This is a genomic window from Mesorhizobium sp. WSM4989 (assembly GCF_029625795.1).
Classification (GTDB): Bacteria; Pseudomonadota; Alphaproteobacteria; order Rhizobiales; family Rhizobiaceae; genus Mesorhizobium.
The window spans coordinates 21775-45586 of the sequence record NZ_JARTVN010000003.1; the positions used below are offsets into that span (position 1 = coordinate 21775).

25 protein-coding genes and 1 tRNA gene are annotated in these 23812 nt (G+C 64.5%); 14 read left to right on the forward strand and 12 right to left on the reverse strand.

Annotated features, from left to right (window positions below; genetic code table 11):
- Positions 1-35: 35 nt before the first annotated feature.
- The gene (locus P9217_RS24885) at positions 36-836 is read right to left on the reverse strand and encodes a ComF family protein (protein WP_278088030.1); all 801 of its coding nucleotides are present in this window, start codon (positions 834-836) and stop codon (positions 36-38) included.
- Positions 837-900: 64 nt separating this feature from the next.
- On the opposite strand from P9217_RS24885, the gene P9217_RS24890 reads away from it, so the two are divergent.
- Positions 901-1773, forward strand: a complete 873-nt coding sequence (locus tag P9217_RS24890; RefSeq protein WP_278088012.1) for a methyltransferase domain-containing protein — start codon at positions 901-903, stop codon at positions 1771-1773.
- A 30-nt stretch (positions 1774-1803) separates the two neighbouring features.
- Here the strand turns inward: P9217_RS24890 and P9217_RS24895 are convergent, their stop codons facing one another.
- From P9217_RS24895 to P9217_RS24920, 6 genes are all read right to left on the reverse strand, one after another.
- On the reverse strand, positions 1804-1992 hold the full coding sequence (locus P9217_RS24895) for a Flp family type IVb pilin (RefSeq protein ID WP_095828468.1): 189 nt from the start codon (positions 1990-1992) through the stop codon (positions 1804-1806).
- A gap of 105 nt (positions 1993-2097) precedes the next feature.
- On the reverse strand, positions 2098-2415 hold the full coding sequence (locus P9217_RS24900; RefSeq protein WP_067319072.1) for a hypothetical protein: 318 nt from the start codon (positions 2413-2415) through the stop codon (positions 2098-2100).
- 182 nt (positions 2416-2597) lie between these two features.
- The gene (locus P9217_RS24905) at positions 2598-3020 is read right to left on the reverse strand and encodes a (deoxy)nucleoside triphosphate pyrophosphohydrolase (RefSeq protein WP_066990121.1); all 423 of its coding nucleotides are present in this window, start codon (positions 3018-3020) and stop codon (positions 2598-2600) included.
- The gene (locus P9217_RS24910) at positions 3017-3796 is read right to left on the reverse strand and encodes a GNAT family N-acetyltransferase (protein ID WP_197507428.1); all 780 of its coding nucleotides are present in this window, start codon (positions 3794-3796) and stop codon (positions 3017-3019) included. The genes P9217_RS24905 and P9217_RS24910 overlap by 4 nt, the downstream gene beginning before the upstream one ends.
- Positions 3796-5037, reverse strand: coding sequence for a bifunctional glutamate N-acetyltransferase/amino-acid acetyltransferase ArgJ (argJ, locus tag P9217_RS24915; protein WP_067319074.1), 1242 nt, complete (start codon positions 5035-5037; stop codon positions 3796-3798). The genes P9217_RS24910 and argJ overlap by 1 nt, the downstream gene beginning before the upstream one ends.
- 177 nt (positions 5038-5214) lie before the next feature.
- Positions 5215-6132: a peptidylprolyl isomerase gene (locus tag P9217_RS24920; protein WP_127325554.1), complete on the reverse strand. Its 918-nt coding sequence runs from the start codon at positions 6130-6132 to the stop codon at positions 5215-5217.
- 263 nt (positions 6133-6395) lie between these two features.
- On the opposite strand from P9217_RS24920, the gene secA reads away from it, so the two are divergent.
- The 7 genes from secA to P9217_RS24955 all read left to right on the forward strand — a co-directional run bounded on the left by secA (position 6396) and on the right by P9217_RS24955 (position 16308).
- Positions 6396-9128: a preprotein translocase subunit SecA gene (gene secA / locus P9217_RS24925; RefSeq protein WP_066990130.1), complete on the forward strand. Its 2733-nt coding sequence runs from the start codon at positions 6396-6398 to the stop codon at positions 9126-9128.
- Between the two features lie 122 nt (positions 9129-9250).
- Positions 9251-10654 (forward strand): lipopolysaccharide biosynthesis protein, encoded by a 1404-nt coding sequence (locus P9217_RS24930; RefSeq protein ID WP_278088011.1) that lies wholly within the window; start codon positions 9251-9253, stop codon positions 10652-10654.
- Positions 10654-11934 carry a GNAT family N-acetyltransferase gene (locus tag P9217_RS24935; protein ID WP_278088010.1) on the forward strand — a complete coding sequence of 427 codons (1281 nt, stop codon included), beginning with the start codon at positions 10654-10656 and terminating at the stop codon, positions 11932-11934. The genes P9217_RS24930 and P9217_RS24935 overlap by 1 nt, the downstream gene beginning before the upstream one ends.
- Positions 11935-12004: 70 nt before the next feature.
- A complete protein-coding gene (locus tag P9217_RS24940) occupies positions 12005-13159 on the forward strand; it encodes a YncE family protein (RefSeq protein ID WP_278088009.1) in 1155 nt (384 codons plus the stop codon).
- Between the two features lie 174 nt (positions 13160-13333).
- Entirely contained in the window at positions 13334-13654 is a 321-nt protein-coding gene (locus P9217_RS24945; protein WP_066990141.1) for a metalloregulator ArsR/SmtB family transcription factor, read from the forward strand.
- A gap of 51 nt (positions 13655-13705) precedes the next feature.
- The gene (locus tag P9217_RS24950) at positions 13706-15094 is read left to right on the forward strand and encodes an NAD(P)-binding protein (protein WP_278088029.1); all 1389 of its coding nucleotides are present in this window, start codon (positions 13706-13708) and stop codon (positions 15092-15094) included.
- A 14-nt stretch (positions 15095-15108) separates the two neighbouring features.
- Positions 15109-16308, forward strand: a complete 1200-nt coding sequence (locus P9217_RS24955) for an MFS transporter (protein ID WP_278088008.1) — start codon at positions 15109-15111, stop codon at positions 16306-16308.
- Positions 16309-16404: 96 nt separating this feature from the next.
- Here the strand turns inward: P9217_RS24955 and P9217_RS24960 are convergent.
- Positions 16405-16489: transfer RNA gene (locus P9217_RS24960), tRNA-Leu, on the reverse strand.
- Positions 16490-16752: 263 nt separating this feature from the next.
- Between P9217_RS24960 and P9217_RS24965 the strand changes: the two genes are divergently transcribed.
- Both P9217_RS24965 and P9217_RS24970 read left to right on the forward strand, forming a co-directional pair.
- Positions 16753-17343, forward strand: coding sequence for a YqaA family protein (locus tag P9217_RS24965; protein WP_127216534.1), 591 nt, complete (start codon positions 16753-16755; stop codon positions 17341-17343).
- Positions 17344-17470: 127 nt separating this feature from the next.
- Complete coding sequence (locus tag P9217_RS24970; RefSeq protein WP_278088007.1) at positions 17471-17989, forward strand: disulfide bond formation protein B; 519 nt, start codon at positions 17471-17473, stop codon at positions 17987-17989.
- Positions 17990-18188: 199 nt separating this feature from the next.
- Here P9217_RS24970 and P9217_RS24975 read toward each other — a convergent pair whose 3' ends face one another.
- Together P9217_RS24975 and P9217_RS24980 are read right to left on the reverse strand one after the other, a co-directional pair.
- On the reverse strand, positions 18189-18746 hold the full coding sequence (locus P9217_RS24975; RefSeq protein WP_066990153.1) for an HNH endonuclease: 558 nt from the start codon (positions 18744-18746) through the stop codon (positions 18189-18191).
- Positions 18747-18856: 110 nt separating this feature from the next.
- Entirely contained in the window at positions 18857-19516 is a 660-nt protein-coding gene (locus P9217_RS24980; RefSeq protein WP_095779366.1) for a DNA-3-methyladenine glycosylase, read from the reverse strand.
- Between the two features lie 91 nt (positions 19517-19607).
- Here P9217_RS24980 and gluQRS point away from each other — a divergent pair, with 91 nt between their 5' ends.
- Positions 19608-20483 (forward strand): tRNA glutamyl-Q(34) synthetase GluQRS, encoded by an 876-nt coding sequence (gene gluQRS / locus P9217_RS24985; protein WP_278088006.1) that lies wholly within the window; start codon positions 19608-19610, stop codon positions 20481-20483.
- Here the strand turns inward: gluQRS and P9217_RS24990 are convergent, their stop codons facing one another.
- Positions 20484-20771, reverse strand: coding sequence for a hypothetical protein (locus P9217_RS24990; RefSeq protein WP_066990158.1), 288 nt, complete (start codon positions 20769-20771; stop codon positions 20484-20486).
- Between the two features lie 160 nt (positions 20772-20931).
- On the opposite strand from P9217_RS24990, the gene P9217_RS24995 reads away from it, so the two are divergent.
- Entirely contained in the window at positions 20932-21834 is a 903-nt protein-coding gene (locus P9217_RS24995; protein ID WP_278088005.1) for a DMT family transporter, read from the forward strand.
- Here P9217_RS24995 and P9217_RS25000 read toward each other — a convergent pair.
- Positions 21804-22655, reverse strand: a complete 852-nt coding sequence (locus P9217_RS25000; RefSeq protein WP_127240564.1) for a YihY/virulence factor BrkB family protein — start codon at positions 22653-22655, stop codon at positions 21804-21806. The two genes, P9217_RS24995 and P9217_RS25000, sit on opposite strands and share 31 nt — an antisense overlap.
- A 58-nt stretch (positions 22656-22713) precedes the next feature.
- On the opposite strand from P9217_RS25000, the gene P9217_RS25005 reads away from it, so the two are divergent.
- Both P9217_RS25005 and P9217_RS25010 read left to right on the forward strand, forming a co-directional pair.
- Entirely contained in the window at positions 22714-23580 is an 867-nt protein-coding gene (locus tag P9217_RS25005; RefSeq protein WP_095779364.1) for an SDR family oxidoreductase, read from the forward strand.
- Positions 23581-23605: 25 nt separating this feature from the next.
- The gene (locus tag P9217_RS25010) at positions 23606-23797 is read left to right on the forward strand and encodes a twin transmembrane helix small protein (protein ID WP_066990167.1); all 192 of its coding nucleotides are present in this window, start codon (positions 23606-23608) and stop codon (positions 23795-23797) included.
- Positions 23798-23812 lie beyond the last annotated feature (15 nt).

Consider the following 23812-nt stretch of genomic DNA (forward strand, 5'->3'; position numbering starts at 1 on the left):
CGAAAGCGACATGCACCAAAACAACAACTTAAGCCCTATATAGTTGCAGACTCATCGGCCCGGAAGTCCCCCGGCAGGACGCGGGCAAAGGTCAGCACGTCGATCGCTCCGGCGCCGCCTTTCTTCAGCGCCTTGGCCACCGACCGCACGGTGGCGCCGGTGGTGAAGACGTCGTCGATGACGAGCACCCTTCGGCCGGCGATCTCGATTTCGGCATCGGGCGGGACGCGGAAGGCGGCGCGCACATTCTCCTCGCGTTCGTGCCGCTCCAGCCCGACCTGCTGGCGGGTGAGTTTTACGCGACTCACCGCAGCCGGCGCGAAAGGCAGGCCGCTCAGCTTCGAAACCGCCCGTGCCAGCTCCGCCGACTGGTTGAACTGCCGCCGGAAGAAGCGCCGCCAATGCAGCGGCACCGGCACCACAACATCGGCTTCAGCGATCAGTTCGGCGCCGGCGCGCATCATCCAGCGCGCCATCCAGGGCGCGAGATCGGTGCGATCCTGGTATTTCAGCCCTTGCACCATCTGGCGCGCGACCCCTGAATAGACGACCGCCGCCCGCGCCCGCTCGAAAGGCGGCGGATCGGCGATCGCTTCGGCGGAAAGAAAACCGTCGCCCATGTCATGCGTGAACGGCGTGCCCATAACCGGACACCAAGGCTTCTCCAGCAGCCGAAGCTTCGGCCAGCAGGCGCCGCACAGCACGCCAGGCTGCGAGACGTGGCGGCGGCAGCCGGCACAGACCGGCGGAAACAACAGGCGCGCCGGCCAGCCCAGAGCCTGCCGCGCCATGTCCTTCATCGCAATGGTCTTGATCTTGCGCACCGGATCGGCCACGTGAAGCGAAACCCCGCGCCACCATAGCATCGGTCCGGCACGCACCGACAACAGGAATAACCCATTGCAGCCTTTGATCGACACGGAGCTCTGGCTTGCGCACAAACGCCGGGCGCTGATGCACCCCGTCGACGGAGCCGATTTCCTGATGCGGCGGGCAGCGGAGGACCTTGCCGACCGGCTGGGCGCCGTCGAGCGCAAATTCGGCCAGGCGGCGGCGCTGTTTTGCCAGACATCGGCCGCGACCAGGCTGCTCGCCGGCAGCGGCAAGGTGGCCGACACAGTGCGCGTGGAAACAGACGGTGCCTTCCTTGCCGGAGAAGCCGGCATCGTCGCCCCGGCGGAGACCGTGCCGTTCGAAGCAGAGAGCCTCGATCTTGTCGTCTCGCTGCTGTCGCTGCAGGCGATGAACGACATCCCCGGCGTGCTGGCGCAGATCCGCCGCGCGCTGAAGCCCGACGGACTGTTCCTCGGCGCTTTGGCCGGTGCCGGCACGCTTTCCGAGTTGCGCGAGAGCCTGCTTGCCGCCGAGACCGAGCTTTACGGTGGCGCGAGCCCTCGCGTCCTGCCGTTCACCGATGTGCGCGACGCCGGCGCGCTGCTGCAGCGTGCCGGCCTGGCGCTGCCGGTCGCCGACGTGGAGACGGTCACGGTGCGCTACGATTCGCTGTTCGGGCTTGCCGCCGACCTGCGCGCCATGGGCGAGACCAGCCCGCTTTTGGACCGCAGCCGGCGTCCCGCCACCCGGCGGCTATTCGCCCGCGCCGCCGAAATTTATGCCGATCGGTTTTCCGACCCGGACGGCCGCATCCGGGCAAGCTTTTCGATTGTGTGGATGTCCGGCTGGGCGCCCGATGCCTCACAGCAGAAGCCGCTGAAGCCTGGCTCGGCCCAGGTCTCGCTGAAGACGATCCTCGAGAAGCCGAGGGGGCACTGACCGATGCGCGCCGCGGTCTGACCGATGCGGTCAGTGCTGGGCAAAGGCGTTGGCAAGTCTGCTGTTATTGTCGGAGAACAGCCACTGGATCGCGTCGGCGGCCTTGCCGACGCCGCCGACGATTGCAAGCGACAGCACGGCAACGATCAGGCCATATTCGATGGCCGTGGCGCCCGATTCATCTTCTATGAAACGCTGCAGCAGGTTTTTCATGGTCATCGATCCCTCTTGCCGGGAACCATAGCGCCTACCCGTTAAGAAAGGTTAACGGCAAAAGCTTAACGGGCGGTGAAATAGCAGTTTCCTGCTGAATTTATTAACCAATTAGCACTCGCCGTAGCGGCTGCCATCGTTGCGGATTACGCAAACGGAACTTGGCAGCGGCTGCAGCACGCTTCGCCGCAGGGTGTAGGTATCGCGGCGACCGATCGACCCGGTGCTGCTCAGGTCGAGTCCGCCGGTCAAACTCTCGCGCGCGCCCTGCGGACGCAACTGGCTGTCCAGGAAAGGCGTCGCGATCAGAGCCAGCGCCACCGCGGCCGACCCGAAAAGCAGGGTGATCCGCAAGATACCCATGCCGGCATCGGCGGCGCGGAAAGCGCGGTCGGGCCGGATCGAGTCCCATTCTCTGTCGAGGCTCATGGATTGGCTCCAATCAAAATCGGCATGCCGCCGCGCGGACGATTTGCCTCAATTTTCCATGTCGAGATAAATCTTCCATTAACGCTGCCTAAAGCAGACGGAGCAAACGGCAGCTTGGAGCAATTCCGGCCGCAGGTCGCCAAATCAGCATTTTGGTGGAAACGCTGAAGCGGCTGTGACGATCACAAGAGATCGATGAGGAACTGGATCAGCGGCGCGTCCGCCGGCGGCATCGGGTAGTCGCGCATCTGGCGCGGCCTGACCCATTTCAGCCCCTGCCCTTCCCTCGGCTGCGCAATGCCGCGGAAGCGCCGGCAGATGTAGAGCGGCATCAGCAGGTGGAAATGGTCATAGCTGTGGCTGGCGAAGGTGAGCGGCGCCAGGCAGGGGATCTCGGTCTCGATACCGAGCTCCTCATGCAGCTCGCGCACCAGGCATTCCTCGGGCGTCTCGCCTGGCTCGACCTTGCCGCCCGGAAACTCCCAAAGGCCGGCGAGCTGCTTGCCCTCGGGACGCTGCGCCAGAAGCACGCGTCGGTCGGCGTCCACCAGCGCGCAGGCCGCGACAAGAAGCAGGCGCTTTCCAGCTGGCGTGATCTCGCTCATGCGTCCGGCCGCCGGCGATAATGGTAGCGATAGACTTCCTCGAAGCCGAGCGACCGGTAGAGCGACAGCGCCGCAACATTGCCGGCTTCTACCTGCAGCCATGCTTCGCGCGCGCCGCGCAGCCTGGCCCATTTCAGCGCCGACAGGATGAGGTTGCGGCCGTGGCCCTTTTTGCGCGCCGATTTTTCGGTGGCGACCTCGAACACGCCGGCGAGATCGCCGTCGTGGACGCAGATCAGCGTTGCCAGCGGCTCATTGCCGTCCTCGAGCGCAAACAGCCCCGCCTCAGGCTGGATTGCGCCGATGACTTCCGAGAGGCCGGCTCGCAGCGAGGCGTCCGAGCCGTTCGTCCTGATCGCCGCGCCGATGAAGCGGCTGATGTCTTTCAGCGGAATCTGGTCCATCGCGGCGTCGAGTTGCGCCTCCTTGAGCGGCAGACGCATCACCACCGATTCGTCGAACCGGCTCCAGCCTGCATCGTCGAGATGCGTCGACAGCACCTGCCCCGAAAGCGGCGACATACGAAAGGTCAGCGGCCGGCCGTAAGCCTCGAAGCGACGGCTGGCGCGCACGATGCGTTCGGCAATGGCATGCGTGTCGCCGGGATCGAGCGGATTGACCGAATTCAGGCGCTTCGCCGGATGGCCCGCCGTCAGCCGCACCAACCATGTCCCGTCATAGTGAACGGCCGCCGCCGGCCAGGCGCGAAAGCCCGCCGCCTCGTAGCGGCGCACGATCGCGAGCACGCTTGCCGGATGCGTCGACACCGGTGCCATCAGCTCCGGTAGTCGCCATTGATGGCGACATATTCCTTGGTGAGGTCGCAGGTCCACACCGTCGCCTTGCCGCGGCCGATGCCGAGGTCGGCGCGGATGCGGATGTCGTCGCGCTTCATATAGGCCGAGGTCGCTTCTTCCGAGTAAGCCGGATCGCGCTCGCCCTCATGCGCCAGCCGGTTGTCGCCGAACCAGATCGACAGCCGGTCGCGGTCGGCCGGCTCGCCGGCCTTGCCGACGGCCATGACGACGCGGCCCCAATTGGCGTCCTCGCCGGCGACCGCCGTCTTGACCAGCGGCGAGTTGGCGATCGAAAGCGCGACGCGCTTGGCCGAACGCGCGGATTTGGCGCCGGTGACGGTGACCTCGACCTGCTTGCGCGCGCCTTCGCCGTCGCGCACCACCTGCAGCGCCAGCGACTTCAGCACCTTGCCGAGTGCGCGGCGGAAGGCGCCGAGCCGCGCATCTTTCGGGTCGCTGATCTTGGGCGCGCCACGCGAACCAGCCTTGCCGGTGGCGAAGAAGAGCAGCGTGTCGCTAGTCGAGGTGTCGCTGTCGACGGTGACCGCGTTGAAGGTCTTTGCCGTGCCGCGCGACAACAGATCCTGCAGCACCGGGGCTGCGATCGGCGCGTCGGTGGCGATAAAGGAGAGCATCGTGGCCATATCGGGCGCGATCATGCCGGCGCCCTTGGCGATGCCGTTGATGGTGACGTCGGCGTCGCCGAGCTTCACCGTCTGGGACGCCACCTTCGGATAGGTGTCCGTGGTCATGATGGCCTTCGCCGCCTCGGTCCACAGGTCCGGCTTGCCGTCCTTCACCAGGCCGGCGAGCAGATGGCTGAATTTGTTGGTGTCGAGCGGCTCGCCGATGACGCCGGTCGAGGCCAGGAACACTTCGCTCTCGGAGCATCCGGCGGCCTTCGCCGCCGCCTCGCCGGTCAAAGCCGTCGAAGCGCGGCCCTTCTTGCCGGTGAAGGCGTTGGCATTGCCGGAATTCACCACCAGCACACGCGCCTTGCCGGCGGACAGGTTCTGGCGGCAGTAGTCGACCGGCGCCGAGGGGCATTTCGACTTGGTGAAGACACCGGCGACCGCCGTTCCGGGATCGAAGACCATGGCAAGCAGATCGGTGCGATTGCGATATTTGATCCCGGCCTCGGCGGTAGCGATGCGCACGCCCTCGATGACCGGCATCTTGGGATATTTCTTCGGTGCGAGCGGCGAAATCGTTGCGGACATGTGACCCCGGAGCGGCAGAACGCAAATAGGAGGCCGGTTTGCCCGATAGCGCGCGCTGGCGCAAGAGCGTTCTGGCCGCGCTTGATGGGCTCTCTCGGGGTGCGCGGCATAGCGCGCGCCTGAAATGCGAAAGGGCGCCCGAAGGCGCCCTTAGCAGCATCTTTCAGGCTGGCCGGCTTACTTGCCGCTCTCCAGCGTGTCGACCGCCGACTTCAGCTTCGCGTCCGGGATCTCGATCTTGGCGGCGCCGCGCAATTCCTTGACCATGGCGAAATACTTGTCGCGGATGACGGCCTGCTTGGCCTGGTCCTTGACGTCGTCGAAGGCCGGCGGCTGCTTGGCGCGCTTGTCCTCGACCTTGATGACATGCCAGCCGAACTGCGACTGCACCGGCTCCTTGCTGTACTTGCCGACATCAAGCGCAAACGCGGCCTTGTCGAACTCCGGCACCATCTGCCCGGGACCGAACCAGCCGAGGTCGCCGCCATTCGACTTGCCGCTCGGGTCGCTCGTGTGCTCGTTGGCGAGCTTCTGGAAATCGGCGCCGCCGTCGAGCTGCTTGATGATCGCCTCGGCTTCTTCCTTCGTCTTCACGAGGATGTGACGGGCGTGAATCTCATTGACCGGCGGCGTGTTGGCAATTTCCTGGTCGTAGCGGGCGCGGATATCTGCATCCGTCACCTTGTCGACGACTTCCTTCTCGACGACCTCGCCGTGCAGGGCGCGCTGCTGCAGGAAGGCCATCCGACGCAGGAAATCGGCATCCTTGTCGAGGCCGCTGTCGACCGCTTTCTTGGCCATGACGCGGATTTCAATGGCCGCCGAAAGAGCAGCGGCGCGGCGCTGTTCCGGCGGCAGCTGCGCGAACTGCTGCGACAGCTCGCCTTCGGCCAGCGCGAGATCGGCCTCGGTCAGCTTCTCGCCGTTGATGGTGGCGACCACGGCGTTGGGATCCACGGGAGCGGCTGCGCGAGCCGCCGCGCCCGGCTGGGCGGGCTTGGTTTCCTGCGCCATCAGCGGCGACAGCGAAAGAGCCGAGAGCCCGAAGGCCAAGCCAAGGCTGGCGAGCGACGCGCGGCGGAACGACAGAGACATCAAGATAACTCCAATGGGGATTGCCGATAAGGATCGCTTGAACGGGAAGGTTCCAGATCAGTCCGATTGTGGCGGAATTTGGCGCTGCCCATAGGGCTAACGCGGCGTTGACATCAGTTGAGCCCCCTCTTATCTGTCCAACGACTTGGCGTCCAGAACCGTTTTCCGGGCGCTTTTTGCGTTTGTCCGCATTCACGCGGATTTGATGGGCCCGCCAGGCGCCTGTCGCAAACGGCTAAAATTGCTATCGAAAGGACCATTGGATGGTCAGTCTCGGCGCTCTCGCGCGTAAGGTTTTCGGCTCTTCCAACGACCGCCGAGTCAAGGCGACAAGGCCCCGGGTCGAGGCCATCAATGGGTTGGAAAACGAGATGCGGGCGCTCTCCGATGCCGAGCTTGCCGGCCGCACCGAGAAATTCCGCCAGGACTTCGCCAATGGCGCCTCGCTCGACGACCTGCTGATACCGGCCTTCGCAACAGTGCGAGAGGCGGCCCGCCGCGTTCTCGGCATGCGTCCCTTCGATGTCCAATTGATCGGCGGCATGGTGCTGCACAATGGCGGCATCGCCGAGATGCGCACCGGTGAGGGCAAGACGCTGGTCGCCACCTTGCCGGTCTATCTCAACGCGCTCGCCGGCAAGGGCGTCCATGTCGTCACGGTCAACGACTATCTTGCCAAGCGCGACGCCGAATGGATGGGCCGCGTCTACAAGTTCCTCGGCCTCACCGTCGGCATCATCGTACACGGCCTCTCCGACGACGAGCGCCGCGAGGCCTACGCCGCCGACGTTACCTACGCCACCAACAACGAGCTCGGCTTCGACTATCTGCGCGACAACATGAAGTATGAGCGCTCGCAGATGGTCCAGCGCGGCCATGCCTACGCCATCGTCGACGAAGTCGACTCGATCCTTGTCGACGAGGCGCGCACGCCGCTGATCATTTCCGGTCCGCTCGAGGACCGCTCGGAAATGTACAACACCATCGACGCCTTCATGCTGAAGCTCGGCCCGGCCGACTACGAGGTCGATGAAAAACAGAAAACCACGATCTTCACCGAGGACGGCACCGAGAAGCTGGAAAACATGCTGCGCGATGCCGGCCTGTTGAAGGGCGAGTCGCTCTACGACGTCGAGAACGTCGCGATCGTCCACCACGTCAACAATGCGCTGAAGGCGCACCTGCTGTTCCAGAAGGACAGGGACTACATCGTGCGCAACGGCGAGATCGTCATCATCGACGAGTTCACCGGCCGCATGATGCCCGGCCGCCGCTATTCGGAAGGCCTGCACCAGGCCCTCGAGGCCAAGGAGCATGTGCAGATTCAGCCGGAGAACCAGACGCTGGCCTCCGTCACCTTCCAGAACTATTTCCGCCTTTACAAGAAGCTCGCCGGCATGACCGGCACGGCGCTGACCGAGGCGGAGGAATTCGCCAACATCTACAATCTCGAAGTCACCGAGATCCCGACCAACCTGCCGGTCGCCCGCAGGGACGAGGACGACGAGGTCTACCGGACGGTGGAAGAGAAGTACAAGGCCATCGTCAAGGAGATCCGCGACGCCCGAGAGCGCGGTCAGCCGATCCTGGTCGGCACCACCTCGATCGAGAAATCCGAGCAGCTGGCCGAGCGCCTGCGCAAGGAAGGCGTCAAGAATTTCGAGGTGCTCAACGCCCGCCACCACGAGCGCGAGGCGGCTATCGTCGCCCAGGCCGGCAAGCCCGGCGCCATCACCATCGCCACGAACATGGCTGGACGCGGTACCGACATCCAGCTCGGCGGCAATGCCGACATGCGCATCGCCGAAGAACTGGCGGATATGCCCGCCGGCCCGGAGCGCGAAGCGCGCGAACAGCAGATCCGCGACGACGTCGCGCAACTGAAGGAAAAGGCGCTGGCCGCCGGCGGACTCTACGTCTTGGCCACCGAGCGCCATGAATCGCGCCGCATCGACAACCAGCTGCGCGGACGTTCCGGCCGCCAGGGCGATCCCGGCCGTTCGAAATTCTTCCTGTCGCTTCAGGACGATCTGATGCGCATCTTCGGCTCCGAGCGCATGGACGGCATGCTGCAGAAGCTCGGCCTCAAGGAAGACGAGGCCATCATCCACCCGTGGATCAACAAGGCGCTGGAGAAGGCGCAGAAGAAGGTCGAGGCGCGCAACTTCGACATCCGCAAGAACCTGCTGAAATACGATGACGTCTCCAACGACCAGCGCAAGGTGGTTTTCGAGCAGCGCATCGAGCTGATGGATGGCGAAGGCCTGTCCGAGACGGTGGCCGAGATGCGCGAGGGCGTCATCGAAGAAATCGTCGCCAAGAACATCCCGGAAAACGCCTATGCCGAGCAGTGGAACGTCGCAGGTCTGAAGGAGGAAGTGGCGCAGTACCTCAATCTCGACCTGCCGATTGACGACTGGGTCAAGGAGGAGGGCATCGCCGAGGACGACATCCGCGAGCGCATCTCGGCCGCCGCCGAGGCAGCCGCCAAGGAACGCGCCGAGCGCTTCGGCCCCGACGTCATGAGCTATGTCGAGCGTTCGGTCGTGCTGCAGACGCTCGACCATCTGTGGCGCGAGCACATCGTCAACCTCGACCATCTGCGTTCGGTCGTGGGCTTCCGCGGCTATGCCCAGCGCGATCCGCTGCAGGAATACAAGGGCGAGGCCTTCGAGCTGTTCCAGGGCATGCTCGGCAATCTGCGCCAGGCCGTGACCGCGCAGCTGATGCGCGTCGAGCTAGTCCGCCAGGCGGCTGAAGCGCCGCCGCCGTCGGCGCCGGATATGTTCGGCAGCCATATCGACGGCACCACCGGCGAGGACGACTTCCAGGGCGGCGAGACGGCGTTGTTGGTCCGCCAGGAATCCCATGCCATGGTGGCACCCGAAAATCGCGATCCGAAGAATCCCGCGACTTGGGGCAAGGTCGGCCGCAACGAGGCCTGCCCGTGCGGCTCCGGCAAGAAATACAAGCACTGCCACGGCGCCTTCGCCTGATCCCCTTCACTTCTTCTTCCCGGATATGACGGGGAGAAGGAAGCCCTCCACCCAACCGTTTCTTAATGTGTTTCGCATACACCGAAACCTTGGAAACAGGCGGAAAACGGAGAGTATTCGGGGTGCGCTTTTCCGCGGCGACGACTGCCGGGCGGTTCTTGCCGCAGCGCTGGGCGCTGCGCATGGGGCCGCTGCTTGGCCGCATCGACGCCGTGCTGTTCAGCGCCGACGAACGCGGCGAAGCCGGCCGCATGTCGCTGATCGCATTCACCATCCGCATCGTCAGCGCGGTCATCGCCTTCGTCAGCCAGGTGCTGATGGCACGCTGGATGGGCTCCTTCGAATACGGCATCTTCGTGCTGGTCTGGGTAACGATGGTCATCGTCGGCAATCTCGCCTGCCTCGGCTTCCACACCTCGGTCATCCGTTTCATTCCCGAATATCGCGAGCGCGGCATGCTCGCCGAGCTGCGCGGCATCGTGCTGGCGAGCCGGCTGTTCGTGCTTGTCGCCTCGACGGTGATCGCGGGGCTGGGTGCGCTCGGCGTGTGGCTCGCCTCGCCCTGGATCGAGAACTACTACGTCATTCCCTTCATCCTCGGCGTCATCTGCCTGCCGATGATCGCGATGGGCGACCTCCTGCAGGGACTGGCGCGGGCGAACTCATGGGCGCTGTTCGCGCTGTCGCCGACCTATCTGGTGCGGCCGGTGCTGATCCTGGTGTTCATGGCGCTTATGCTCGCCATGCACTACGTGCCGGATGCCAAGACCGCGATCTTCGCCTCGATCGCCGCCACCTATGCCACGACGCTCGGCCAGCTGATGGGCGTCACCTCGCGCATGGACAAGCAGATCCCGGCCGGGCCGATGACCGTGCATTTCGGCCGGTGGTTCCTGGTCTCGCTGCCGATCTTCCTGGTCGAGAGTTTTTTCTTCCTGCTCACCAATGCCGACGTGCTGATGGTCGGCGCCTATCTCGAGCCCAATGACGTCGCCGTCTATTTCGCCACCGTGAAAACGCTGGCTCTGGTGCATTTCGTCTATTTCGCCGTCAAGGCGGGCGTTGCCCAGCGCTATGCGCAATTCACCCATGGCGAGCCGGAAAGGCTCGCCGCCTTCGCCCGCGAGACCGTCTCCTGGACCTTCTGGCCCTCGCTTGCGATGGCGCTGCTGGTGCTGGCGCTCGGCGAGCCGATGCTGGTGCTGTTCGGCCCCGAATTCACCGCCGGCTATCCGCTGCTTTTCCTGCTGGTCTTTGGCGTCGTCGCGCGCGGCGCCGTCGGCCCCTGCGAAAGCCTGCTCACCATGAGCGACAACCAGAACATCTGCGCCGCCGCCTATGCCATGACGCTCGCGCTGAATATCGCTCTCAATGTGGTTCTGATCCCGCTCTTCGGCCTCTGGGGCGCGGCGATCGCCACCAGCCTCGCCATGGTCTTCGAGGCCGGCGCGCTGTCCTTCACCGTCTGGCGCAAGCTCGGCATCGTCATGGCGATTTTCGTGCCCGCAAACAAGGAAGTCGCCTGATGGCCGCCATTCCGCTGCTTGAAGAGACCAGCGGCGGGCCCGCCGGCGCCATGGTGTCGGGCCTTGCCGGCCTCGTCAGGGAGGCCGATCCCGCCCATATCGAGCTGTTCGCCAACAACCGGCCGGAGCGCAAGCTCGCGATCTATCCCGCCTCGGCCGGCTTCGACCTGGTCGAGGAGCTCGACTATCTTAGCGCACGCACGATCGAGCCCAACGTCTTCTTCAACCCGCGCTTCCTGGCGCCGGCCATGCCGAGGCTCGAGGACCGCGAAGTGCGGCTGGCGGTGATCCGCGACGGCGACGAGTTCCGCAACCGGCTGCGCCTCCTTGTGCCGTTCTCGGTCGAGCGCCCCGCAATTCCGCTCGGCGTCCCGGTCATGCGCACATGGTCGAGCCCGTTCGGCCCGCTCGGTACGCCGCTGGTCGATCGTGACGATCCGGTCGGCGTCATCGAGGATTTCTTCTCGATGCTGTCCAGGCCGCATCTCAAATTGCCGAAGGTCTTCGTGCTGCCCGACATCAAGCTGGACGGCCCGGTGGCGAGCCTCCTCACCTCCTTTGCCGACAGCCGCGGCCTGACCCTGGTCGTCACCGGCAAGGCCGAGCGCCCGGTGCTGGAAAGCGATGCCGACGGCGACGACTACCTCAAGGCCTCGCTGCGCGCGCATCACTATCGCGAATTCCGCCGGCTGAAGCGGCGCCTCGACGGCCTTGGCAAGCTGGACCATGTGGTGGCGCGCGGACCGGACGAGATCCGCCACGCCATCGAAAGCTTCCTGACACTGGAGGCGGCCGGCTGGAAGGGCCGCGAGCGCACGGCCATGGCGATCGACCGCTACCGCGCCGCCTTCGCCCGCGAGGCGGTGCACAGGCTCGCCGAGCACGACATGTGCCGCATCCACACACTGACGCTCGACGGCCGTACGATCGCTTCTCTCGTCGTCTTCGTCGAAGCGGGCGTCGCCTACACCTGGAAGACGGCTTATGACGAGACGCTCTCGGCCTATTCGCCGGGCACGCTGCTGATGATCGAGGTGACCAAGCAGCATCTCGATGATCCCAATGTCGCCACGACCGATTCCTGCGCGGTGCCCGACCATCCGGTGATGAGTCGCCTTTGGACGGAGCGCAAGCCGATGGGCACGCTGGTGGTCGGCCTGACGCCCGACGCCGACCGGCCGGCCCGCCAGGCGGCCTCGCAGCTCCATCTCTACCGCGAGACCCGCAACATGGCGCGGCTCCTGCGCAATCGCATGCGGAGCCTCTTGAAAAGGCGCTAGATGAAAGGCCGCATACCGGCTATGGCATCCGGCGGCCGAGCCGCCATGCCTTCTTCACAAAGCAATCCAGATGTTCGAAACCTTCCTGCGCTTCGCCCGCCTCAGTGCGCCGCTTGTCCTGCTCGCCATGCTCGCGGCGCGAGCCTTCGCCGAGTCCTGCCCCGAGGATTGCTCCGAGCCCGCGCCCGTCGACATCTACAGCCACACCACCGCCGGCCATATGGCTCCAGCCGCGGCAGCTGCGTTGCCGCGCGTCTATGTGCCCAACCGTTCCTCGAACAGCGTTTCCGTCATCGACCCGGCGACGCTGAAGGAGGTCGACATGTTTGCGGTCGGCAGCAAGCCGCAGCACGTCGTTCCTTCCTGGGACCTGAAGACGCTTTGGGTGGCCAATAACGGCACCGGCAAGAACGGCAGCCTGACGCCGATCGACCCGACGACCGGAAAGCCCGGCAAGCAGGTGCCGGTCGACGACCCTTACAACATGTATTTCATGCCGGACGGCAGCGCCGCCATCATCGTCGACGAGGCCCTGAGGCGGCTCGATCTGCGCGATCCGCGGATCATGGCGCTGCAAGCCGTCATCCCGACGCCGGCCTGCCCCGGCATCAACCATGCCGATTTCGCGGCCGACAATTCCTATGCGATCTTCACCTGCGAATATGGCGACGGCGGACTGGCCAAGATCGACCTGAAGAACCGCAAGGTGCTCGGCCATCTCGACCTGTCGAAGATGGGCATGCCGCAGGACATAAGGCTCTCGCCCGACGGCAAGGTCTTCTACGTCGCCGACATGATGAATGACGGCGTCTTCCTGATCGATGGCGACAGCTTCAAGGAGATCGGCTTCATTCCGACGGGCATTGGCGCGCACGGCTTCGTCGTCAGCCGCGACGGCAAGCGCCTCTATGTCTCGAACCGCGGCTCGCACAAAATGGAACAGGGCCGCGCCGACGGGCCTGGCAGCGTGACGGTGATCGACTTCGCGACCCGCTCGGTCGTCGCCCAATGGCCGATCCCCGGCGGCGGCAGCCCCGACATGGGCAATGTCAGCGCCGACGGCAAGCAGCTCTGGCTCTCCGGCCGCTTCGACAGCGAGGTCTATATGATCGACACGACGTCGGGCGCCGTGATGAAGATCCGCGTCGGTGTCGAGCCGCACGGCCTGACAGTGTGGCCGCAGCCGGGGCGCTACTCCCTGGGGCATACGGGGAATATGCGGTAGGGTGTCGGTGACCTGCAAATGCTGACGACCTCAATCTCAATGGAGCCTTGTCACCATGTCCGCTGACCTTCCGCGACGGCTCGCTGCCGATGCACTTGGAATTCATCAGACCTTATTTCGATCATTTTCGAAATAGGAGTTGACCGGCGGCGGCGGAGGGTGCAGTCTATTTCCATGAAACTCGAACAAGCCGCAAAACAGCTCGAAGCCATCGGCAACCCGACACGGCTCAAGCTCTATCGCACACTGGTCAGAGCCGGCGAAGCTGGCCGGCCGGTGGGGTACTTGCAGGACACCCTTGGCATCGCGGCCTCGACGCTGTCCCATCACCTGCATCGCCTCATTCTGACCGGCCTCGTGACGCAGGAGCGTCAGGCGACGACCCTCATCTGCCGGGCCAACTATCCTATCATGCGCGACTTGATCGGCTTCCTGGCTGACGAGTGCTGTGCTGACGCAGCTTGCGGCGCGACGGAGAGCGACGCGGCGGCATAGCCTCTTTTTTGCATCGTATTTCGATGATCCCGGAAGGATGGAAAAATGTCGATGAATGACCCTGACGCCCTCCCTGTCGCCGTCATCGGAGCCGGCCCGGTCGGCTTGGCGGCTGCCGTCCAGCTCATCCAAAGGGGGCTCCCGGTGAAGGTCTATGAGGCCGGCGTTGGCATCGGCACAAATCTCAAGGACTGGGGCCATGTCCGGGTGTTCACGCCTTGGCGCTACTGTGTTGATCAGGCGTCCCGAAAGCGTCTTGAGGAGAGCGGCTGGACGATGCCCAAGCCCGAGGCGTTCCCCACCGCTGATGAACTGATTGCCCGCTACCTCGAGCCGCTAGCAAGGCTCCCTGAACTCTCCTCGTCCATCGAAACCAGTGCACGCGTGATTGCTGTTTCGCGCTGGGGCGCAGACAAGGTCTTGAGCAAAGATCGAAAGGCGCGACCGTTCATGCTGGTGGTCGAAACCAGGGAAGGCATCAGGCGCGACAGTGCACGAGCCGTCATTGACGCCTCAGGCACGTGGCAGACGCCAAATCCACTTGGGGCCGGTGGTGTCCCGGCGGAGGGCGAAGCGGAGTTCGCAGACAAGATTGCCTATGGCATTCCCGACATTCTCGGCCGCGACCGCACCCTTTATGCCGGCCGCGCCACGCTTGTTGTCGGTTCGGGTCATTCGGCCGCCAATGCCCTGCTCGATCTCGATAGGCTGGCTGCGGTTGAGCCGGGAACCACTTTTGTCTGGGCGACACGCGGGACCGATCTGGTTCGCATTTACAGCGGCGGAGACTTGGATCAACTGCCTGCCCGTGGCGAGCTTGGTTCTGACGTTCGCGAACTTGCGGAGAGCGGGCGCACAAAGCTCGTCACTGGGTTCGCAACGCTGGCCATCCGCAGCTCAAACGGCCGCCTGGCAGTCGAAGGTCAAACGAAGGATGGCCTACAAACTCTCGGGCCTTTCGACTGCATCATCGCGGCGACCGGCCAGCGGCCCGATCTGTCCCTTACGCGCGAGCTTAGGCTTGATCTTGACCCATGGCTTGAGGGCGTAAAGGCGCTGGGGCCTCTGATCGACCCCAACGAGCACTCCTGCGGCGATGTTCCCCCGCACGGTTATCGCGAACTGAGCCACCCCGAGCCCGACTTCTACACTGTCGGCGTTAAGAGCTACGGCCGCGCCCCGACCTTCTTGCTGCTGACCGGGTATGAACAGGTGCGATCGGTCGCGGCAGCCCTCGCTGGCGACATGGCGGCTGCGGATGCGGTGCAACTGGTGCTACCCGAAACCGGCGTCTGCACGGTTCCCCAGTCGACCATACGCGCGACCGCTGGCGGATGCTGTGGTGGTCCCGCTTCTTCAGAGGCTGCCGCCTGTTGTCTCGCCGATGCTGAAGCGAAGGCCGCTGGCAAGGGTGGCTGCGGGTGCGGGGTGGCAGCCTAATCGCATCACGCCCGATGGAACGCAGTCGCCGAACGATCATCACCGTCCTCGGCCTGACCCAAATCATGGCCTGGGGGTCCACCTATTACCTGCCGGCGGTGATTGCGCCGACGGTCGCCGCCGACACCGGCTGGCCGCTGCCTTGGGTCGTGGGTGGATTGTCGCTCGGCCTGCTCGTCGCCGGGCTGATCTCACCTCGGGTCGGCTCGTCCATTGAGCGCCACGGCGGCCGGAACGTTCTTGCGTTCAGCGCCGGCTGCATCGGCGTCGGCCAGATCGGGCTCGCTGCCTCGCCGAATCTTGCCGCCTACATCGCAGCGTGGCTCGTTGTTGGGCTTGGAATGGGGGCGGGCTTGTACGATGCCGCCTTCGCGACCCTCGGCCGGCTCTACGGACATAGCGCGCGCTCGGCCATCACAACCCTTTCGCTGTTCGGCGGCTTCGCCAGCACGTTCTGTTGGCCGATCTCGGCCTTCCTGATGGGCGAGACGGGCTGGCGCGGCACATGCCTCGTCTATGCTTCGGTCCAGTTGTTCTTCGCCCTGCCTCTGTATCTCGGAATGTTGCCGCGTGGGATACCGCTGCCGAGCGTCACAGATCGGCCGGGAAAGGAGCAGGTTGGCACCCCAGTTCAGCCGGCCTCAGTTCCGATCATGGTCGTCCTGGCTGCCACGCTGACCTTGGCGGCGGTCATTTCGTCGACTGTGTCAGTTCATCTCCTCACCATCTTGCAGGCCAGCGGCATGGCGCTCGCCGCTGCCGTTGGGCTCGGGGCACTGGTCGGCCCCGCTCAGGTGTCGGCGCGTGCCGTCGAGATGATCATCGCCCGCTACCATCATCCCATCTGGACCAAGTTCGCGTCGGTGAGCTTCGTCGCCATCGGCATTGGTGCGCTCTGGGCCGGGGTTCCGGTGGTGCCTGTGGCGCTGGCGTTCTACGGTGCAGGCATCGGCCTCGAAACGATAGCGCGAGGCACGCTGCCGCTCGCTCTGTTCGGTCCGTCGGGATACGCGAGACTGATGGGGCGACTTGCCATGCCCAGCTTGATCGCTCAAGCAGCAGCGCCGTCTGTCGGAGCGCTATTGTTGGAGCATGTGGGCGCTCACGGCACTCTAGCAGCTCTCGCTGGCTTGGCGCTGCTGAACGTCGGACTGGCGTGTAGCCTTGGCTGGCTGATCTTCCGTCGTCGAACCTTAGAGGTACAGGCGCAGTGATGCTTTGTAACCGGCCGGTAGCCCTGTGAAGTGGTTGGCCAGCCCATGAACCTCCGTCACTTCGGCAACTGCCTGGTTGATGTCAAAGAGACCAATTGGTGCCCCTAGCCGGGATCGAACCAGCACTCCTTGCGGAACTCGATTTTGAGTCGAGCGCGTCTACCAATTCCGCCATAGGGGCTCAGGCCGGGCAGCCTGGATGGGCGCGGACTATACGGGCGGACAGGCTTTCGTCAACTGGCCTGTTGCCGATTTGCAGGCGCTCTGCACCCGGCCATGCCTTTCAGTCTCGTGAAGGTGCCGCCATTGTGCGGCGCGGAAAATCTTTCTAGACAGGGGATGCGTTGAAGCGCCTCGGATCCCAAAGGGTGGATGCGGCGCTTTGGGACCTTGTCTTCCTGCCACCCGGTGTCCAAAACCACTGCGCGCTTTTCAGGAGAGCCGATGCTTCGCGGACTTTACAACTGGACGATGTCCCTGGCGGCAAGGAAATCGGCCGAATGGTGGCTGGCCTTCATCGCCTTCGTGGAAAGCTCGGTCTTTCTGGTGCCGGCCGACGTGCTCTATCTGCCGATGGCGCTGTCCAAGCCGGAGCGCGCGTATCGCTACGCGCTGGTAGCAACGGTGGCCTCGGTGCTCGGCGGCGTCGCCGGCTGGTTCATCGGCCACTACGCCTACGAGGCGGTCGCCAAGCCGATTCTGGAATTCTACGGCAAGTATGACGAGTTCGAGCAGCTGCGCACCTCATCCGGCGTCGGCTTCATCGTCCTGATGCTGATCACCTCGGGCGCGGCGCATTTGCCGCCGATCAAGGTCGTGACGATCCTGTCGGGCGTCATCGGCGTCAACCTCCTGCTGTTCATCGGGCTGGCGATCGTTGCGCGCGGCGCCCGTTTTCTGCTGCTTGCCTGGCTGCTGCGCCGCTACGGCGAGTCGATCAGGGAGTTCATCGAGAAACGGCTGGGCATGATCGTCAGCGCCGGCGCCGCTGCCCTTATTTTGCTCTATATCGCGGTCAGATACGCCCACGGATAATGCATGTCGGCCAAAAGTGCGCAGCGGTTTTGGGAGAACGACATGCATCGAAACAAGACTCAAGCGCGGCGCCTGAATTCATTTCTGCGCGACGCGCTTTAGGTGCCAAGCGAACGGATCACGACCGATGACAGCGACCATGACCGCCGACACTGGACGCCAGCGGACGCGTGCCGCGCTGTTCCTGGCCGTCGCCATGACGGCGACGGTCGGCTCGGCGCTCGCCTTCCAGTATATCGGCGGCTACATTCCCTGCCATCTGTGCCTGGAGCAGCGCACGCCCTATTATATCGGCGCGCCGCTGATGCTGGTCGCGGCCGCTGCCTCAATGCTGCGCGCGCCGGCCTGGTTGACGCGCGGCCTGCTGGCGATCGGTGGCCTGTTGATGCTCTATGGCCTCTATCTCGGCGTCTACCACTCGGGCGTCGAGTGGGCGTGGTGGCCTGGCCCCGCCGACTGCACGGCCAGCGCCGGTCCGGTCGACACCGGCGGCAAGGGCGTGCTCGATGCGCTGGACAAGTTCGTGCCGCCCTCCTGCGACAAGGCCGCGCTTCGCATTCTCGGCCTGTCGCTCGCCGGCTGGAACGCCATCGCTAGCCTCATCCTGGCCGCCGTCGCCTTACGCTGCGCGCTCGCGCGCGACTGAGCTACACAGCCGTAGTGACGGGGAGAAAAGAGGCCGTCATCAATGGCTTCGCCAATGATCGACGTGCAGAATGGGCGACGTCGCGGCGCACAATTCCTTCTCCCCGTAACTAAACGGAGAGAAGGTGGCGCCAGCCGGATGAGGGCAACGCCGAAGATCGGCAATTTGTCGTTGCATGGCCGGTCGATTGTGCCGAACTCTACGGCTCCAATTCGACATCCCAGTAGAGATAATCCATCCAGCTTTCATGCAGATGGTTGGGCGGGAACAGGCGGCCGTTATTGTGCAGATCGTGCACGGTCGGCTGATAGGGTTTTTGCAGCGGCCACATCTTGGCCTGCGCCGGCATCATGCCGCCTTTCCTGAGATTGCAGGGCGAGCAGGCGGCCACGACGTTCTCCCAGGTCGTCGCCCCGCCGCGATGGCGCGGGATGACATGGTCGAAGGTGAGATCGTCGGTCGTGCCGCAATACTGGCACTGGAAGCGGTCGCGCAGAAAGACGTTGAAGCGGGTGAAGGCGGGATGCCGCGACGGCCTCACATAGGCCTTCAGACTCACCACGCTCGGCAGCTTCATCGAGAAGGTCGGCGAGGAGACGGCGTGTTCGTATTCGGCGACGATATTGACCCGGTCGAGGAAGACAGCCTTGATGGCGTCCTGCCACGACCAGAGCGACAGGGGGTAATAGCTGAGCGGACGGTAATCCGCATTCAGCACCAGCGCGGGAAGCCCATCCGGAGATACGGCAACCGTCACGTAGTTGGCCTCCTTCGTTCCAAACCGAACGCCACGGATACTGTAAGCCCGACATGACAGGGATGTGAAGCGGATTGTCGTTCGGCGAAACGTTCAAAAACGCATGATTTTCATGCTTTTTCGGCCATCTCGACAGGTGGCGCCGCGTCCCTGCCCTTCAATTCCCGATAGTAGGCCCAGAAAAGCCGCGACGCGACCCCTCGCCACGGGCTCCATGATTCGGCCAGTCGAATCAGAGTTTTCTCCGGCGGACGAGGGTCGATGCCCAGGGCATGGCCGACCGCCGTCTGCAGCGCGACGTCGCGCGCGGGAAACACATCGGGGTGGCCGGCGGCGAACAGCAGGTAGCACTCCGCCGTCCACGGTCCGATGCCCGGCACCGCCGTCATCGCCGCGATCGCCTCGTCGGCGTCGAGCGAGCAGAGATGGTGGAGGTCAAGCCCGCCGGCCACGGCTCGTGCGATGGCGATCAGCCCGCGCTGCTTCGGCCGCGACAGGCCGGCCTCGCGGAAAATATCCTCGCCGGCGCAAAGGATGCCTTCCGGCGTCAGCGGATCGACCAGCCTGATCAGCCGGCCGAAAATGGCATCGGCGCTGGCGCGGGACACTTGCTGCGAGACGATGATCGACGCGAGGCTGCCGAATCCCGGCTCGGAGAGCCTCAGCGGCACCTCGCCGGCCATGCCGCGTACCTTCTCCAGCCGTGGATCGAGCAGGCAGAGCGCGTCGAGTCCTGCCGCAATGTCGTCGAGCGAGGCGATGCGTTGCACGTTTGCTTGTTCCCAGGGCGCTCATGAAGTGGCAATTGATGCTAACTATCAACCGGCGGAAGCGCCTTTCAACCCGAATGCCGTCCGAGACATGACGCTCCTGACATTCCGCTTCGCGCCGAGCCCCAATGGCGAGCTGCATCTCGGCCATGCCTATTCGGCCCTGCTGAACCGGCAAATGGCGGCGCGGGCGGGAGGACGGCTGTTGCTGCGCATCGAGGACATCGATGTCATCCGCTGCACGCCGGAATTCGAGGCCGGCATATTCCGCGACCTGGAATGGCTGGGGTTCGAATGGGAAGAGCCCGTGCGGCGCCAGTCCGAACATTTTTCCGAATACAGGGCCGTGCTCGACCGGCTGATCGCCGAGGAACTCGTCTATCCCGCCTTCATGAGCCGCGGCGAGATCGGCGCCTTCATTGCCGAGACCGAGAAACGCGGCCGCGACTGGCCGCGCGACCCCGACGGCGTGCCGCTTTACCCGCCGCTCGACAAGGCACTTCCGTCTAAGGAGCGCAGGCGGCGCATTGCCGAGAACACGCCTTTTGCCTGGCGGCTCGACATCGAGGCAGCAATGGCACGCGTGCCGGGCGCCTTGTCATGGGTCGAGTTCACTGACGAGGCTATGGCCGCGACGCACACGGTCGACGCAACGCCGCAGGCCTGGGGCGACGTCATCGTGGCGCGCCGCGATATCCCGACCAGCTACCATCTCGCAGTCGTCGTCGACGACGCGCTGCAGGGCGTCAGCCATGTCGTGCGTGGTCAGGACCTTTACGCGGCGACCAGCGTGCAGCGCCTGTTGCAGGACCTGCTCGGTCTGCCCGCACCGCGCTACTTCCACCATCGGCTGATCCTCGGCTCAGACGGCCGCAAGCTGTCCAAGAGTTTCAAGGACACCGGCCTTGCCGCACTCAGGCAGGCAGGCGTGTCGCCGCAGGATGTCATGCGGCTGGTTGGGCTTTGACTACAAGCGAGCCAGTCCGGCCTTGATCAGCGCCATCACGCTGATGAAGACGAAGGCGCCGCTCAATCCCCATGCCACAGCTAGCTTGATATCCCGGAAGGTGATGCCGTGCTCGTTGGCGATCATCACCGCAACGAAAAAGCCCAGCGTGAAGAGCAGCGTGTTGCCGGTCGAGCCGAAGCCGTCATCCTTCATGATGGCATCGAGCGCGGTGCCGAAGAAGAATCCGAAGACCGCGACGGTGGCGACCGCGAACAGCAGCCATGTCGTCCCGAGATGCAAAAGCATGCCTGCTCATGGCGTGCCTTAACGCCATGCCCCTCTTGGCACCGTTTGTTGAATTCGGATGAGCTTATGGATCAACCGTTTCGTTTTGCTTGCCGAATTGATCGGCATTAGAGCAATTGCCGACATCAACTTTTCACGCGCAGCCAGAGCCCTCCTTCCAATGCACAGCATCAAGCGGTTCATCCCCGCCTCTTTCGTCGTTCTGTGGGCGACCGGCTTCATCGGCGCGCGCTATGCAATGCCATGGGCGGAGCCGTTCACCTTCCTTGCCATCCGCTTCGTGCTGGCGGCGATCCTGTTTGCGGGACTGACCGTCCTTATCGGCTCGCGACGGGCCACCCGCGAGGAGGCGCTTCATGCGACGGTGGCCGGCGTCCTAATGCACGGCGTCTATCTGGGCGGCGTCTTCTGGGCGATCCACAGAGGCATGCCGGCCGGGCTTTCGGCGCTGATCGTCGGCCTGCAGCCGCTAATCACGGCGGTGCTCGCCGGCAAATTTCTCGGCGAGACGATCCTGCCGCGCCATTGGGCGGGCCTTGCCGTCGGGCTTCTGGGCGTCGTCATCGTGCTGTGGCCGAAGCTCGGCATGATTGGCGGCGGCGTTACCGCGGCAACGCTGACGGCCTCGCTGGTCTCGGTGCTCGGCATGGCCGCTGGTACGATCTGGCAAAAGCGCTTCGCCTCCGGCGGCGACCTCGTCTCGGCGACCATGTGGCAGTATGTCGGCGGCTCGGTCGTCACGATCCTGGGGTCGCTCGCCTTCGAGACGCGCACCATCACCGTCAACGGCGAGCTCATCTTTGCCATGGCATGGCTGGTCCTGGTGCTGTCTCTCGGCGCCATCTTCCTGTTGATGGTGATGATCAGGGACGGCGAGATGTCGAAGGTCGCATCGCTGTTCTATCTTGTGCCCGCCGTAACCGCCGTCATCGCGTGGGCTCTGTTCGGCGAAGAGCTCACTCTGCTGCAGATCGCCGGCATGGCGATCGCCACTTTGGGCGTCGGGCTCGCGACCGCCCGTCAGGACAGAGCTCAACCCACGCGGGCGCGCGCCTCGAGATAGCGGCTGATCGCGGCATTGAGCTCGCCGCCAAGGATGAAAATGGCCGAGATGATGTAGAGGAACACCACCGCGATCATGATCGAGGCCAACCCCGCATAGGTCGTCACATAAGACGAGAAATGGTCGAGATAGGTGGCGAAGATGGTCGAGCCGGCCAGCCACGCGACCAGCGTGAAGACGATGCCCGGAACGATGGAAACGAAGCGGCGCTTGCCGGCCGGCAGCCAGATATGCACCGCGAACAGGCCGATGACGATGACCGTCGAGGCGATCACGTAACGCCATATGGTGATCGTGCCCATATAGGGCTTGATCCATTCCAGATGCGCCTCGGCCAGCCGCGCGAGCAGGGGCGCGAACACCAGAAGCACGCTGACGGCGAGAAAACAGGCCGTTGCGATCAGCACGAAGACGATGCTCTGCACCCTCCGATGGATGATGCCGCGCGTCTCGGTAACGCGATAGGCGCGGTTGAGCGAGGTGCGCAGCGCCTCGATGCCGTTCGAGGCGAAGTAGGCGGCTAAGAGCACGCCGTAGGTCAGGAGGTCGCTGCGCCGCACGGTAAGCACATTCTGCACCTCGCGCGCGATCGGCTTGGCAATCTGCTCCGGCCAGGTGTCGAAGACCAGATGCACGGCCGTGTCGGCGAAGGCGCGCGCGCCGAGAAAGCTGGCCAGCGTCGTTGCGAAGATCAGGAACGGAAACAGCGCCATCAGCGAGGTGATCGCCAGATGGCTGGCCATTGCCCAGCCGTCGTCGGTGGTGAAATGGCCGATCGCATCGTAGAGCACGCGCTTGACCGCGACGATATTCCTGAGCAAGGACCCGCGCTCCGCTCGATTGTGTCGACGCCGCGAATATGGGAAGGGATTGCGGCAAATGGCAACCCCAGGTCCCACAACGTTGCCCACCGCTGAACAGTTGCGCAGCATCATCGTCACCGGCACCTCCTCCGGCATAGGCGCCTATTGCGCGCGGGCATTGAAGGCGGAAGGCTGGCGCGTGTTCGCCACGGCTCGCGCACCGGCCGACATCGCCGCGCTCGAGGCGGAGGGCATCGAAGCCTTCTATCTCGACTATCGCGAGCCCGAGTCCATCGCCGCCCTGGCCGAGGCCGTGCTGGAGCGCACGGGCGGCACGCTCGACGCGCTGTTCAACAATGGCGCCTACGCGCAACCCGGTGCCGTCGAGGACCTGCCGGTCGAAGCGCTGCGCGAGCAGTTCGAAGCCAATTTCTTCGGCTGGCACGACCTGACCCGCCGCGTCGTGCCGGTCATGCGCCGCCAGGGGCACGGTCGCCTCGTCCACTGCTCCTCGATCCTGGGGCTCGCCCCGGTCCGTTTTCGCGGCGCCTATTCGGCGTCGAAACATGCCGTCGAAGGCCTTATGCTTTGCCTGCGCCAGGAGCTCGAAGGCAGCGGCATTCATGTCTCGTTGATCGAGCCGGGGCCGGTGACCTCGAAGATCGCCAGCAACGGCCTGGTATGGTTCTTGAAGAACATCGACGTCGAGAACTCCGTTCACCGCGCCGACTACCAGGCGCAGCTCGCGCGGCTCAAGGCCGGCGGCAGCGTCTCGCGTCTGAAGCCCGGACCTGAGGTGGTCCATGCCGCCTTGCGCCACGCGCTTCTGTCACAGCGCCCGCACCCGCATTATGTGGTAACGGTGCCGGCCAGAATCGGCGTGGCGCTCAAGCGCATCCTGCCGGCCTCGATGCTCTACCGCGTGCTCGCCAGGCGGGCCTGACCGAAACCCAACTGGAGCCAGCACCATGGCAACCGTCTTCAACATCCTCGCCATTGTCGTCATGGCTGCCGTCGTGGTCGTGCTGATCCGCGGCCTCGTCAACATGATGCGCGGCGGCTCAGGCTTCACCTCCAACAAGCTGATGCAGGCCCGCGTACTGCTGCAGTTCATAGCTCTGGTGCTGATCATGCTGACCGTCTACTTCACCCGCAAGTAACGGGCCGGGGAGGAG

Excerpts from the sequence above, each read along its gene's own strand:
- P9217_RS24995 (WP_278088005.1), top strand. The coding sequence starts at position 20,932 with ATGCACAGCATCAAGCGGTTCATCCCCGCCTCTTTCGTCGTTCTGTGG.
- P9217_RS24910 (WP_197507428.1), bottom strand. The coding sequence starts at position 3,796 with ATGGCACCGGTGTCGACGCATCCGGCAAGCGTGCTCGCGATCGTGCGC.
- P9217_RS24965 (WP_127216534.1), top strand. The coding sequence starts at position 16,753 with ATGCTTCGCGGACTTTACAACTGGACGATGTCCCTGGCGGCAAGGAAA.
- P9217_RS24990 (WP_066990158.1), bottom strand. The coding sequence starts at position 20,771 with ATGCTTTTGCATCTCGGGACGACATGGCTGCTGTTCGCGGTCGCCACC.
- P9217_RS24895 (WP_095828468.1), bottom strand. The coding sequence starts at position 1,992 with ATGACCATGAAAAACCTGCTGCAGCGTTTCATAGAAGATGAATCGGGC.
- P9217_RS24920 (WP_127325554.1), bottom strand. The coding sequence starts at position 6,132 with ATGTCTCTGTCGTTCCGCCGCGCGTCGCTCGCCAGCCTTGGCTTGGCC.
- secA (WP_066990130.1), top strand. The coding sequence starts at position 6,396 with ATGGTCAGTCTCGGCGCTCTCGCGCGTAAGGTTTTCGGCTCTTCCAAC.
- P9217_RS24940 (WP_278088009.1), top strand. The coding sequence starts at position 12,005 with ATGTTCGAAACCTTCCTGCGCTTCGCCCGCCTCAGTGCGCCGCTTGTC.
- argJ (WP_067319074.1), bottom strand. The coding sequence starts at position 5,037 with ATGTCCGCAACGATTTCGCCGCTCGCACCGAAGAAATATCCCAAGATG.
- P9217_RS24950 (WP_278088029.1), top strand. The coding sequence starts at position 13,706 with ATGAATGACCCTGACGCCCTCCCTGTCGCCGTCATCGGAGCCGGCCCG.
- P9217_RS24900 (WP_067319072.1), bottom strand. The coding sequence starts at position 2,415 with ATGAGCCTCGACAGAGAATGGGACTCGATCCGGCCCGACCGCGCTTTC.
- P9217_RS24945 (WP_066990141.1), top strand. The coding sequence starts at position 13,334 with ATGAAACTCGAACAAGCCGCAAAACAGCTCGAAGCCATCGGCAACCCG.
- P9217_RS25010 (WP_066990167.1), top strand. The coding sequence starts at position 23,606 with ATGGCAACCGTCTTCAACATCCTCGCCATTGTCGTCATGGCTGCCGTC.
- P9217_RS24905 (WP_066990121.1), bottom strand. The coding sequence starts at position 3,020 with ATGAGCGAGATCACGCCAGCTGGAAAGCGCCTGCTTCTTGTCGCGGCC.
- P9217_RS24970 (WP_278088007.1), top strand. The coding sequence starts at position 17,471 with ATGACAGCGACCATGACCGCCGACACTGGACGCCAGCGGACGCGTGCC.
- P9217_RS25005 (WP_095779364.1), top strand. The coding sequence starts at position 22,714 with ATGGCAACCCCAGGTCCCACAACGTTGCCCACCGCTGAACAGTTGCGC.
- P9217_RS24955 (WP_278088008.1), top strand. The coding sequence starts at position 15,109 with ATGGAACGCAGTCGCCGAACGATCATCACCGTCCTCGGCCTGACCCAA.
- gluQRS (WP_278088006.1), top strand. The coding sequence starts at position 19,608 with ATGACGCTCCTGACATTCCGCTTCGCGCCGAGCCCCAATGGCGAGCTG.
- P9217_RS24935 (WP_278088010.1), top strand. The coding sequence starts at position 10,654 with ATGGCCGCCATTCCGCTGCTTGAAGAGACCAGCGGCGGGCCCGCCGGC.